This window comes from Superficieibacter sp. HKU1 (assembly GCF_029319185.1).
Classification (GTDB): domain Bacteria; phylum Pseudomonadota; class Gammaproteobacteria; order Enterobacterales; family Enterobacteriaceae; genus Superficieibacter.
Window position 1 is genome coordinate 2312355 of the sequence record NZ_CP119754.1, and the last position, 12009, is coordinate 2324363.

The following is a 12009-nucleotide window of genomic DNA, read 5'->3' on the forward strand; positions in this document are numbered from 1 at the left end:
GATAATTCTTAGACAAGGCTGACGCTTTCCCTTCCGCTTGAACTTTGCTCCCTGGCAACTAAATTTAAGACTTCCCGCCATGGCGGATCATTTCTCGGAGAACCATATGAAAGCACTCACTTATCATGGGCCGCACAAAGTCAGCGTTGATACGCATCCGGATCCGATAATTGAAGCCAGTGATGACATTATTCTGCGGGTCACCGCAACGGCTATTTGCGGCTCCGATTTGCATCTTTACCGGGGAAAAATTCCGGGTACCGGTCACGGTGATATTTTCGGCCATGAGTTTATGGGCGAAGTGGTCGAGACGGGGAAAGATGTCACGGCGGTCAGCCGTGGTGACCGGGTGGTGATCCCTTTTGTCATTGCCTGCGGCAACTGTTTCTTCTGTCAACTTGAACAATATTCCGCCTGTGAAACCACCAACAGCGGGAAGGGCGCTGCGTTGAACCGGAAAACCATCACGCCGCCCGCTGCGCTATTTGGCTACAGCAAATTATACGGTGGCGTTCCTGGCGGTCAGGCAGAATATGTCCGCGTTCCCAAAGCCAATACCGGTCCGTTTAAAGTTCCTCGCGTATTGTCCGATGATAAGGTTCTCTTTTTAACCGATATTTTGCCAACGGCCTGGCAGGCGGTTAAAAATGCAGAGATTAAAAAAGGGTCCAGCGTAGCGATATTTGGTGCCGGGCCGGTGGGTTTATTGTCAGCCGCCTGCGCGCGTTATTCAGGCGCAGAAAAAATATTTATGATCGACCATCATGATTACCGCCTCGATTTTGCCCGCCAGTGCTACGGCGTTATTCCTATCAACTTTGATAAAAATGACGATCCAGCCGCGTGGATTATTGAAAACACCGATAATCATCGCGGCGTGGATGCGGTTATTGACGCCGTCGGTTTTGAAGCCAAAGGAAGCCTGACGGAAACCGTCCTCAGCAATCTCAAGATTGAGGGCAGCAGTGGTAAAGCGTTGCGCCAGTGTATCGCCGCGGTGCGTCGTGGTGGCATCGTCAGCGTACCGGGCGTGTATGCCGGTTTCATCCATGGATTCTTGTTCGGTGACGCCTTCGATAAAGGCTTAACCTTTAAAATGGGTCAGACGCATGTGCATGCGTACCTGCCGGAATTGCTGAAACTGATTGAAGAAGGGCTGCTGCGTCCGGAAGAGATTATTACTCACCATATGCCGCTGGAAGAGGCGGCAAAAGGTTATGAAATTTTCGAAAAACGCCAGGAAGATTGCCGAAAAGTGATCCTGGTTCCGGGAATGACAGCCGTGACTGAATAAGCGACTCGCCGGGTGAAACACTCACCCGGCTTAGCGCGATTAATTTGAGATCAGCTGCACCACCACCAGCCGGCCACCTTCTTCTGTTGAAAGCACGAACTGAGTTCCGTCGTCCAGCGCCAGTTTTTCCCCGATCGCAATGGCCGTTTTGTCAGGCAACGACATCAGGCCCGGAATGCCTTCATTCACCAGCCACCAGCGATCGTTGTGGAACACAAAATAGCCGACCCGTTTCTTCTGAGCTTCAGTGGTGCGCTCATTGGGGGCCACTAAGCGGTTCACATGCCAGGCGAACAATGACTGCCCACTCCAGACCATCAGACGATGATCGTCAGGCCGGAAATTGCCCGCTTTGCGTGACGAGTACAGATTGAGGATCGGCAGTTTCCCTTTATAAGGCGTGCCACAATATGGGCAAACCGGTTTGGTTTTACCTGAAAAAACGTACCATTTCTGCTCGCAGCCAGGATTCTGGCACGGCTGGATAAGATCGACCGTTTTCACCAGTGCCGATTCCCATTCGTCCGCAGTAGGGCGACGCTGTGGATCGTGCAACCCCTCGATAAACGCCCGGTTAAACAGCGGCGTAAGATAAGGTCCCATGATGGTGTAAGGGATCTTCTGCGGATCGGCCCACGGCAGCGACGAGGGTGAGAGCTGGTTGAGCTTCACCGCATTACTGCGATCGACCGGGTGCTCGATAAATAACGCGTTTTCGCCCATCGACAGGGATTCGTCGCGCATTTCATCGTCCAGATCGTGAATTTTTCCGCCCCGAAGCGGATGGCGATAAAACAGATACATATAAATCAGCACGGACAGCGCGTGCCTGTCCGTCAGAATGCTCGGCAAAACCCGGCGCGGATCGTCTTTTTCCAGATGGCTGGTTTTAACCACTTCCGGCGCAATAAAATCCGGCGTGCCCACCACATCCGGTGGAAATTTTCCCGGCACCACAAGACCATCGACATCAATAATGCAGGCGTGACCTTGCTCCGGGTCGATCAGGACGTTTTTGTAACTCAGATCGCTATGACACAGCCCCGCCGCATGCATACGCCTTACCGCGCGGCTCAACAACAAGCAGACCTTGAGATAGGTCAGCGTGTTGCCTTTTTCTCGTGGATCGAGAAATTTGTTCTGATTGTTGGCGCTGGCAAACCATTTGCCCTCTTTTTCGCGCCCGCGAATGCCGAGAAAATCGTTATTTTTGGAGCCATATTTGAAAAAGAAGTGGCTTTGGTAGGTGGGTACCACAATACCAATCTTTCCATCATGCTCCACTACGCTGGTTGGCCAGCAGAAAAGATCCTTCCAGTAGTCGCCGCCTGCCTGCTCAAAAATATTGGGCCGATAGCGGCTCGTGATCATGTCAATTCGCTCGCGGGCCTGCTCATTCTGCGGTTTTTTATAAAACGCCACTACATAGCTTTTATCCGGCGAAAAATAGACATCCTTCATTGAGCCAGAGCCAATGATGTCATCCACATAGTGAACGGTTTTGCCGTCCCGGGTGGTACACGTTACGATATTTGCCATATTATTCCCGCCCGTCACCATGAGACCACGATAGTGCGATCGTCGTGATTGCCTGGCGAAAAGAAGTTCAGCCATTCCACCAGTTTTTCCGCCGCGTTTTCCCCGTCATCAAGGTGCGGCGTCAGCTCAGCGATCAGCGCATCCCATTTCTGTGGATTTTGCAGCCCGTTATCCGTTTCAAAGCAGGGATCGGACACGCCATCCGTCATCAGCACCAGGTGAGAAATCTCTTTCCAGCGGCCGATAATGATGCGCTTGCTGAATTCCGCATCCTGGATGGTTTCAGCATCCAGAAAACGTGTCTGACCCGCATATTCACCGCTGTCCGGCATGCCCAGCACGCGAACTTTTCCCGTCGGGCCATAGGCAGCAATAGCACCGTCGCCCAGCCAGAACGCAGCCGCAAAAATCTCATCGCCTTCGCGAAAAGAGACCAGCGCTAACAACGTCGTTGAGTAGGATTTACTTTTCTCACCGGCGATTTTGGCTTCATGGTTGATATTGTTGACCGCCAGCGCGGAGGCCAGACTGAACTGGCGGTAGAAATAGTCCCAAATCTGCCGCTGATCGTCGGTGTTCCACTGGATAATTTGTTTTTTGAGCGCCAGACCCTTATCGCCTTTGAGCTGATCAAACAGGTAGTTACCTGCTGTGTCGGTGGCAATCCGGGAGCCCTGACGCGAATTGCTGGCGCTGCCTGCGCCATCGGCGACCAGCATCACGCTCCAGCCGCTCTCCTCGCTGGCGTTAATGTAAAAGTCATCATCGCGGAACGAGCCAACGTGGGCGTGGGAGCGGCCACGGCGGCTGGCCGCGGCAATGGTCACGCCAGGGTGTTTAATCAGCTGATGATCGACATTGGTTTTGTAATACCGGTCTTCTTCAGGAGGATCGATATCTTTCCACAACGTGCGCGGATCGGGATTAACGATAAACGTGACTCTGGATACGCCTTCAGGATATGACGGGCAGGACCATTTCACCGTCATCTCAATGTCACCGCTGGTCGTTGGCGTGCCTGACAGCGTGCCTTCAGCGCGATCAAACGTCAGGCCAATAGACTCGTCGAAAATAATCTCGTCGATCCCGGCGCGCTCGCCATTATCGAGGGTAATCTCAACTGCGCAGTGGAAAGGCGCGCCGGCCCGCGCGTTAGCAATAACGATCCGCGCATTGGGGGCTCCGGGCGAGGGGGAACACGCTTCGGCCGGATGCGCGGGTACCTGGCCGGGTTTTAATCGTTCAGCCGGTTTACTCACGGGTTCGGCTTCCCGGGGCGCTGTTTCATTGAGTTCGTCATAAGGCATTTTTTGCCACGGCGCAGGGTCGGCAGGTTCTTCAGCCGGGGCATTCTCGCCCGCTACTGTCGGCAAATTATCCTCAGAAGCGTCGCTCACTTTTTCAGCTTCAGCTTCAGGCTCTGACGCCGTGCGCGCACTGACTTTCCCGATGATCGCGCTGATTTCGGCGGCAAGCACATCGTCATGACTGAGGGATCGTTGTTCCTCCGGCGTCAGGGTCAGATCCTTCTCGGCAATAATCAGAGCCAGGATCTTTTTTTTCAGGGGCATATTGTCGTCCATTATCCTTTACCTCTGCTGACATCAAAGTCATTGTCATCGCTATTTCTGAACGTTAACGCGGTTTCGCACCACGGGCAGATAATATCGTCGGGGCCGTTAATGCACAGCAATCGTCCGCAGCGACACAGGGCAAATGCGCTGGCATTGCCGCAGTGTGGACAACCCGGTACGCCGTGTAATTCACTGGTATTCACCTGCATGGATGAGGCTGAGGGATCGCTCCACTCGAAATAATCTTCATCAATGGGGTAACAGCCTGCGAGAGTAAAGCCGTTAATATTCAGATTGAAATCCAGCCCGGAAAGATTCACCGGCGGACGTTCATATTTGATGAGGTAGGGGCGGCGCGATTTGCTGCATCGCCCGGCGAGGGTAACACAGGTTTCATCGCAGGCCCGCGCTACATCATCCTTCGCCAGCTTCACCAGATAATCGGTATGGACCGCTGGCGGTGGCGCTTCCTCGCCTACGCTGCGGCTGTGGGCGGTGACGGACGCCGTGATCCATTTTATAAAGCGGGTGAAATCACCCTCATGCGCTTCGTTGAAATGGAACACATTTTCTGACAGCTGGCGTAGCGTATTAAGATCGGCGGAAGGGCCGAGCCCAATCCCAATCAGATTCACTTTGCGGGCGTAATGTTCTTTCCAGCGTTTGATATCGGCGGTGGCATCGTCAGTCGGATGCCCGTCGGTTAACAGGTATACCACCGGTTTCCAGTCACCTTTGCGTTCGACGGTCGTTTTGCGAACCTGAGTATCGATTTGCGTCATCAGCTCACGCAGTGCGGCACCGAGATTCGTACCGCTGCCCACCGGCAGGCGCGGGGGATAAAACGACAGAACCTCATGCAGCGGAACTATGGTTCTGGCGATACCGGCAAAGGCAATCACCGAAATCCACGCCGTTTCGAGAGCATGCGGATCTTTTCTCAGGTCGCTGACGATCATTTGCAGACCATCATTCATCTTTTTCAGATTGTCGCCAATCATGGATTCTGAGCAGTCCAGAACAAAAAATACCGGAAGTCGTCTCACGGAGTCACCTCATCAGGCCGTTACAGCACCAGTTGAATTTCTGGCGGCGGAGGAGGGAGCGTATCCGCGCTGGCATTAACTCCCGCACTGGTGCTGCCCGAGGCGACACTCGCCGACACCCACTTGAAGAATCCGGCGAAGGCGGTTGAATCGAGCGTCTCTAACGCCACAACGGTGTCCGTCAGTTGCTTCAGGTGTTCGTGGCGCGCTTTGGGGCCTACCGCACAGGCGATGATAGAGCCGAAGGCGCGCTTTTTAACCTCTTTGATCGCTTCCCCGTAAGCCCAGGCATCAGACGGGGTACCGTCGGTCATCAGGAATACCAGCGGCCGCCAGTCGCCTTTCCGATCGCCATCCGAACGCCGCACGTCGCGATCGACACAGGCCACGAGGCATTCCAGCGCCGCGCCGGTGAAGGTGCCTCCAGCGCTGGGCACCACGATATCGGTGAACTGAAAGTTTTCCAGCGCGGAGAGTTTTGTGTGCTCACGCGCTTCGTTATCAAAGGTGATAATCGAAATATGCACGCTTTCAAGCGCGTAGGGATCCTGGCGCAGCGCGCTGAGCATTGCCTGTACGCCAACGTTAACCGCGTGAATAGATTCGCCGCGCATCGATCCGGAGGTATCAATGAGCAGATAAACAGGGAGTCTTCTCATATCAGATATAGCTCTTTAAATGCGTAACGAAGGTGTCGGATTCAGACGGCTCACCGACGGCGTTGAGTTTCCAGCCGCTCGGCTCCCTGACCAGCTCGGCGAACAGCATGGAACACTGATTATTGAATGCAGCCCCGCCTGAGAGATCAAAGCGTGCCATTTCAATATTGCGTGCATCAACCGCGCGAATAAAGGCGTTCTTCACTTTGCCAAAATGCTGTTTAAGGCGTTCGCCGTTGTAAATTTGCACGATGAAAACGATTTTTTCATAGCGTGGTTCGAGGGTATTGAGCTTCACAATAATTTGCTCATCGTCGCCGTCGCCCGCCCCGGTACGGTTATCGCCGGTCAGCCAGATGTTGCCTGTCTTATGTCGCAGGCTGTTAAAAAAGATGATGTCGCCATTGACCAGCGTCGGCTTGCCGTTCTCCTGGTCGCCCAAATCAGTCACTTTTCCCTGGGCGTCGCACAAAAAAGCAATAACGTCGAGATCGTACTCTTCTTCTTTTTTGCCAAACACGCTCCCTAAAAATCCTTTCTTCTCTTCGTTAATGTCCCATCCCAGACCAATGGTAACGGAAGAGAGATCGTATTCATTTTTTCGCAGGCTGACGCCTTGCCCCTTGCGTAAACTGACTGACATAACATCTCCTTATTTATGTGGTTACAAAACGACGTTAACTTCCGGTGGAGGCGGCGGTAAATCATCCAGCCCAATCACCTCTTTTTTAGATTCAACCTTCTGGCTGCCGACGGAAATACTGGCGGAAACCCACTTAAAGAATGCTTTAATGGTGGTGGAATCGGCGGTATCCAGTTGCAACACAATCTCGGTGATTTCCTGCAGGACCTTGGTTTCTGCAGAATGTCCGGCAGCACAGGCAACCACCACCCCTGTTCTGGCGGCTTTAAATGCGCTGACGCCTTTACGCCAGTCATCCGTTGGCGAACCGTCGGTCATGATAAAAACCAGCGGACGCCAGTCTCCCCTGGTCTCTGCCGTAGTTTTTTGAACTTCACGAGAAATAGCGTCGGCGGTCAGGGAAAGCGCTTCGCCCAAAGCGGTGGTCCCGCTGGCAACCAGATCGGGGAGTTTAAAGCTAAGCAGATCGGTTAAGGGCACGGCCTGGCGCGCGGAGGAATCAAAGGTGATGACGGAAACATACGCGGTTTCGAGCGCGTAGGGATCTTGCTTGAGGGTTGTCAGCAGGGTTTGCACCCCGTTCTTGACCGCTTCGATGGGTTCACCGTTCATCGAACCAGACGTGTCGAGAAGTAAATAAACAGGAAGTCTTCGCATGTGTAGCTCCTGATGATTTGAGATTGTTAACCAGAGGTCGATCGTCAGGGTAATGACCAAAATACAGTAGGCTTTTAAGGCGTTATGAGCGAGTTTTTTTCTGGTTTTTATCAAGACAAACTGAGAGTGTAGCCCGTAGCTCGCGCTACGGGCAGAGGAAGTTAACCGCTATTTCCTGGTATTGACGCGTTCATTTTGTAGCAGTTCGAACGCTTTCTCCGTTAACAACTCAACGGCTTCGCTGCGGGTTTTGTCATTGGCAAACGCGTAACGGTCAATTTTGCGCAAAATGCTCATACGCAGTGAAAGCGAGACCGCTGTTTTCTTATCTTTGTCCAGATCGACCCAGCGGGTTGCGTCTACTTTTTTCAGTTCCGCATTGGCGTTCAGCGACTCGGTCATTCGTCGCAGCGCTTTTTTATCCAGCGAGCCAAAATTCATTATCTGGTAGGCATGGACGGCCTTACTGTATTTAATATCCGCCGCATAGGACTCCCGTAATTCTTTAAGCGCTCTGGTAAGGGTAGGTTCGGAGCATTCCAGAAGCTCAAGAATATAACTTGCAGAGACCTGCTTGCCGGTCCCCAGGATCGTCGCCAGTTTGAATACGCGTTCTTGTCGGGAGCTTAATAGCATCTTCTACGTCACCTCAGCTTTGCTGCGACAACGGAACGCGGACAATGCCGCCGTGTTCGCGTTCGCTAATAATGCCGTAGACCTGAGCGCGTTCTATAACCGCCGACGCCCAGCGGCGATGCGTCGCAGGCTCACACATGGCACCCAGCGATTTGAAAACCGCCTGTGAGGAGTTCAGGATCCGCAATGCGTCTGCATAATCGTTATCCGATACTCTCAGCGCCGCCTCTATTTTGCTTATCTGGTTAGGATGAATTGCCGTTTTTCCTACCAGACCATGCGCCATATCCAGCGCCAGTTCTTTGTCCATAATGTCGTGATCGTCAATGTGTTCACAGACGGGGGCGGTCAATGCAAAACCGCGGGTGGCAAAGACGGAGACCAGCATTTTGATGACATAGCCCATCGGCCCGTCGTACAGCGTCAGATGCCGGGGACGACGCAGGGCGATCACGTTCATCAGATCGTTACCGCCAATACGCAATGCGATAAGTCGTTGATGGCAGGGATGGTCGAGCAGCGACATCGCCAGCTGGCGCATTTGTTCGACGTCGAAAACCTCTTCGGTTTCCAGCGTCGGCATTATGCATAAATGGGTATGCTGAATGAATGCCCACCATGCCGGTAACGATGCCAGGGTAAACTTAGGCAGCACCAGCCCGTCAACCGGACTCAGATTCAGCGTCCGGGCCAGCTGCGCGCCCATCTCGACATCCCGCGGACGAATAAACACCAGCGGCCAGTGGGAACTGCCGTCGGTGGCTTTGGCTTTCGCCAGCACATCAAGCAGAACCTGCAGGTTACTGAGCGCGGCAGGAACATCCTCTTCGCTAACGGCGTCTTCGAGGCAGATCACCAGCGACCGTAGCCCCTCAACTTTGACATTCAGGATCGCATCGGCAATGTCCGTGCGGGTGGCAGGCATATACAGCGTTGCCCCAAGATTCCAGGGGGAAAGTCGTTTCATCATCAGCGCACCTTCTTAATGATGGTGACGGCGCGATACTGCCCGATAGCATCGCCAACCTCAGCGATCGCAATGCCTTTATCTCGCGCCAGCGCGACAAGTAAGGCGACATCAGGATCGTCTATGGCACGAACAAATACGTGATCGGGCACCCGGCGTAGCACCGCTCGCGTCGCTTCAGCGATGCCGGGTTTAATACGGTTAATACTGTCGACCTGGTAACGGCTGGCCAGGGTGCTGACAACCCGGTCACTGGTTTCGCGCAGCAGCGCTTTGTCGGAACTTACTAGTGACAGCGCCGGGACGTCGTGCAGGCGTCGGCGCTGTTCGGCTACGGTGTCGACCAGCGTGCGGCTGCACTCCCAGGCGGCAAGATGATCGCACTGCACGCAGCCGTGAAAACCCTGTTGCGTCCAGATCGAACGAGAAATCAGCCCTGACACGGGCGCCCCCATAATGCCGAAGGGGATTAGCCAGTCATCGTCGCTGGCCGACAGCCAGGCCCGGCCACAAGGATCGGCCAGGACAACGAGACGAGGCACTGCCGGGTAGCCCGGACGTTCTTTCAGCGATTTAATCAGTTCGCCGGTAATAGCACCTTTTCCGGTCCAGCCGTCGACGAAGACGATACCGTCAGTGCCGTGGCGGGATTCTATCCAGTCCAGCGCGGCGGTATCAATGCCACGATCGCGAATAATGCTGATGCCGTAATGAAAGGAGGTTCTGCCCATCTCGCGCAGCGCCTGCTGTAACATTACGCCCAGCGGCACGCCTGCGCGCACCAGGCTTGCCAGAACGATGGGAGTATCACCGAACTGGGCCACCAGGGCATTAGCAAGTTGCTGCACCTCAGTCGCGAGACGTTCCGCGCCCCGATCGAGCGAACGGCGAAACAGATCGATGTGCCACGGCGTCGGTTCAGGCTCCTGACTGAGCATTTCTGAATAGTGTTTTTTGCCGGACTGAATATATTCTTCTTTCAACTCAACCGGCGTCATTTCCATCTGCACCGGCTGAAGAAGAAAATGAACGTCTTCAGGCAGATAAGAGCCTGAGAAAATCGTGTCTTCACGCATGATCGTTATCCCCGAAAAGTGATTGCGCAATAGCCCCGGCAAACTGACTTTGTTGCGGAACGCCGAACCAGGTGCAAAGTTTCATAAAACGATGATCGCTCAGGCTATCACCCAGGCCGATAACCGGGAAAACGCCGCGCTCTGCGCGTAACTTTTGCAATAGCCAGTTGACCGCCAGCCCTTTCTCTACCGGATCGGGAAGCCAGGCAATATTGTTGCTGTTGCGATGGATATAAAAGCCCGTAGTCGAGAAGAGGGCTTCGATTTCATCGCCGATAGTATTGAGTTCATCAAGGCGAGTGCTGTCGCGATGTTTCATGACCAGGTATACCGGCACATCGCCATATTCGTAGTTGAGTCGCGCCCAGGCATTAATGCCTCTGGCGTCCATCAGCTCGGTGATCTGGCGCTGCATAGAGGTCAGCTTTTCCTCATAGGGTTTTAAACAACCCAGCATATGCGCTTTCCATTCTTCATCTGGCTGACGGTCGGCATTCAGGATCACCGCTCCGTGAGTGGTGATAGCCCATGAATGAAACGGGATCTGCACCCGACTAATCTCTTCCGTGCCTCTGGCAGTGACCGGGATAAGCTCCGCGTGCTCAAGCAGCCAGTCGACCAGCATCGCTTGTTCTTCGGTCATAAAACTACGGGGTTGCAGACTGCGATCGAGCGCACCGGTACGGAACGGCTCCAGATCCAGCTCATTAATCATTTTGCGCCGGGTCTGAAACAGCGTGTCGTCAAGGTCGGAAAGAAAAACGGGTTTATTCATAGGTAATGATCTCTACGCAATCAGCGACATTTTTCAGACCGGTGAGCAGCAGGGCATCAATACTTTCAGCCGGCGTCTCAGCGCAAAGTAAAATACGATCAAATGACTGATGTGCAACGTTATACACAAAGTTGGGGATCCCAAGACCGTAGTTGTCGGTGAAGGACAGGGCGGACTGAATGGCAAACCCGGTGGCAATCGGCGAGCGGGTGGTGGAACTGTATTTCACCTCTGCGCCCATGGCTTCCAGTCGTTCTGCGAGTAAAAAAGGCTCCCACACAAACTCACCGGTGCCCAGCACGAGGATTTTTTCTCCCGCCTGAACGGTGACATCAGGAGCCAGATCGGCCGCGGGTTTCATCATCCCCAGCCGCCCCCAGGTTTGTTTACTGGACGGCGCAAAGGTGCCCGTTGCCGTGACATTGACCTGCGGCATTACCGGCACCGGCGCGTCGGGGACGGGCTCCCATGACCATTGACCGCTTACCAGCGAAAGAGGGTGTACGGGGAGCGGGCAGCCAGCCACCAGCGCATCCCGGCTCCAGTCCGTCAGCGTGACGGTGACCACCTGACGCAACGATGTTAATCCGCCGTCATTACGCAACGCGGCCAGCAGGTTAATGAAGGTATTTCCGGTGGTCGCTTCATCGTCAATAAGCACAACCGTCTGCGCCTGCTGAACGCGGCGACGCATCTCAGGATCCGCTGGCAGATAAAGCAGATGATCGGTGGCATGACTGTGTGCTTCTTTGAACTCGCACAGCAGCTCTGCATCAACAGGATGACGTGTGGAGGTCAGATAAACCGGGTCGCTTACGCGTTCTCTCATCTCGTCAAAAACACCAGCACCCAACCCAACCGCCGTCTCGGCCATACCGATAAACAACACCGGGCCGGGAAGATCCTCTGGAAACAGCTCGCTGAGCTGGCGGAAAACGGAGCGCATTATGGCGGGTGAAACCGGAATATGCCTGCCAAGCACTTTGCTGACGAATAAAAAGGCTCTCTTCGGATTGCGACGCTCGGCAATATCAAATAGTGATTCAAGCGCGGCCACGCCTTTATGGCGGGTGACGCTGATGGTTCCGCTGGTCAGAGTGCGACGATAAACGTTGGCGTCGTGAGTATTCATCATAGCGTTAC

The 12009-nt window shown here is 54.0% G+C and carries 12 protein-coding genes; 1 reads left to right on the forward strand and 11 read right to left on the reverse strand.

Features of this window, described 5'->3' with window-relative positions:
- Window positions 1–106 precede the first annotated feature (106 nt).
- Complete coding sequence (locus tag P0H77_RS11015) at window positions 107–1294, forward strand: zinc-dependent alcohol dehydrogenase (RefSeq protein ID WP_276164919.1); 1188 nt, start codon at window positions 107–109, stop codon at window positions 1292–1294.
- Between the two features lie 39 nt (window positions 1295–1333).
- Here the strand turns inward: P0H77_RS11015 and P0H77_RS11020 are convergent, their stop codons facing one another.
- The 11 genes from P0H77_RS11020 to P0H77_RS11070 form a co-directional block, all read right to left on the reverse strand.
- Window positions 1334–2833, reverse strand: coding sequence for a lipopolysaccharide kinase InaA family protein (locus tag P0H77_RS11020; RefSeq protein WP_276164920.1), 1500 nt, complete (start codon window positions 2831–2833; stop codon window positions 1334–1336).
- Window positions 2834–2847: 14 nt separating this feature from the next.
- Entirely contained in the window at window positions 2848–4416 is a 1569-nt protein-coding gene (locus P0H77_RS11025; protein ID WP_276164921.1) for a protein phosphatase 2C domain-containing protein, read from the reverse strand.
- A complete protein-coding gene (locus P0H77_RS11030; RefSeq protein ID WP_276164922.1) occupies window positions 4416–5453 on the reverse strand; it encodes a TerY-C metal binding domain-containing protein in 1038 nt (345 codons plus the stop codon). Before P0H77_RS11030 ends, P0H77_RS11025 begins: the two co-directional genes overlap by 1 nt.
- 20 nt (window positions 5454–5473) lie before the next feature.
- A complete protein-coding gene (locus P0H77_RS11035) occupies window positions 5474–6112 on the reverse strand; it encodes a VWA domain-containing protein (protein ID WP_276164923.1) in 639 nt (212 codons plus the stop codon).
- 1 nt (window position 6113) lies between these two features.
- Window positions 6114–6755: a TerD family protein gene (locus tag P0H77_RS11040; RefSeq protein ID WP_276164924.1), complete on the reverse strand. Its 642-nt coding sequence runs from the start codon at window positions 6753–6755 to the stop codon at window positions 6114–6116.
- 21 nt (window positions 6756–6776) lie between these two features.
- Entirely contained in the window at window positions 6777–7412 is a 636-nt protein-coding gene (locus P0H77_RS11045; protein ID WP_276164925.1) for a VWA domain-containing protein, read from the reverse strand.
- 168 nt (window positions 7413–7580) lie between these two features.
- Window positions 7581–8048, reverse strand: a complete 468-nt coding sequence (locus P0H77_RS11050) for a tellurium resistance protein TerW (RefSeq protein ID WP_276164926.1) — start codon at window positions 8046–8048, stop codon at window positions 7581–7583.
- A 13-nt stretch (window positions 8049–8061) separates the two neighbouring features.
- Window positions 8062–9018, reverse strand: coding sequence for an HpcH/HpaI aldolase/citrate lyase family protein (locus P0H77_RS11055; protein ID WP_276164927.1), 957 nt, complete (start codon window positions 9016–9018; stop codon window positions 8062–8064).
- A complete protein-coding gene (locus P0H77_RS11060; protein WP_276164928.1) occupies window positions 9018–10091 on the reverse strand; it encodes a cysteine protease StiP family protein in 1074 nt (357 codons plus the stop codon). The genes P0H77_RS11055 and P0H77_RS11060 overlap by 1 nt, the downstream gene beginning before the upstream one ends.
- Window positions 10084–10866, reverse strand: a complete 783-nt coding sequence (locus tag P0H77_RS11065) for a hypothetical protein (protein WP_276164929.1) — start codon at window positions 10864–10866, stop codon at window positions 10084–10086. The genes P0H77_RS11060 and P0H77_RS11065 overlap by 8 nt, the downstream gene beginning before the upstream one ends.
- Window positions 10859–12001 carry a phosphoribosyltransferase domain-containing protein gene (locus tag P0H77_RS11070; protein WP_276164930.1) on the reverse strand — a complete coding sequence of 381 codons (1143 nt, stop codon included), beginning with the start codon at window positions 11999–12001 and terminating at the stop codon, window positions 10859–10861. The genes P0H77_RS11065 and P0H77_RS11070 overlap by 8 nt, the downstream gene beginning before the upstream one ends.
- Between the last annotated feature and the right edge of the window lie 8 nt (window positions 12002–12009).

Excerpts from the sequence above, each read along its gene's own strand:
- P0H77_RS11015 (WP_276164919.1), top strand. The coding sequence starts at position 107 with ATGAAAGCACTCACTTATCATGGGCCGCACAAAGTCAGCGTTGATACG.
- P0H77_RS11020 (WP_276164920.1), bottom strand. The coding sequence starts at position 2,833 with ATGGCAAATATCGTAACGTGTACCACCCGGGACGGCAAAACCGTTCAC.
- P0H77_RS11025 (WP_276164921.1), bottom strand. The coding sequence starts at position 4,416 with ATGGACGACAATATGCCCCTGAAAAAAAAGATCCTGGCTCTGATTATT.
- P0H77_RS11035 (WP_276164923.1), bottom strand. The coding sequence starts at position 6,112 with ATGAGAAGACTCCCTGTTTATCTGCTCATTGATACCTCCGGATCGATG.
- P0H77_RS11040 (WP_276164924.1), bottom strand. The coding sequence starts at position 6,755 with ATGTCAGTCAGTTTACGCAAGGGGCAAGGCGTCAGCCTGCGAAAAAAT.
- P0H77_RS11045 (WP_276164925.1), bottom strand. The coding sequence starts at position 7,412 with ATGCGAAGACTTCCTGTTTATTTACTTCTCGACACGTCTGGTTCGATG.
- P0H77_RS11050 (WP_276164926.1), bottom strand. The coding sequence starts at position 8,048 with ATGCTATTAAGCTCCCGACAAGAACGCGTATTCAAACTGGCGACGATC.
- P0H77_RS11055 (WP_276164927.1), bottom strand. The coding sequence starts at position 9,018 with ATGATGAAACGACTTTCCCCCTGGAATCTTGGGGCAACGCTGTATATG.
- P0H77_RS11060 (WP_276164928.1), bottom strand. The coding sequence starts at position 10,091 with ATGCGTGAAGACACGATTTTCTCAGGCTCTTATCTGCCTGAAGACGTT.
- P0H77_RS11065 (WP_276164929.1), bottom strand. The coding sequence starts at position 10,866 with ATGAATAAACCCGTTTTTCTTTCCGACCTTGACGACACGCTGTTTCAG.
- P0H77_RS11070 (WP_276164930.1), bottom strand. The coding sequence starts at position 12,001 with ATGATGAATACTCACGACGCCAACGTTTATCGTCGCACTCTGACCAGC.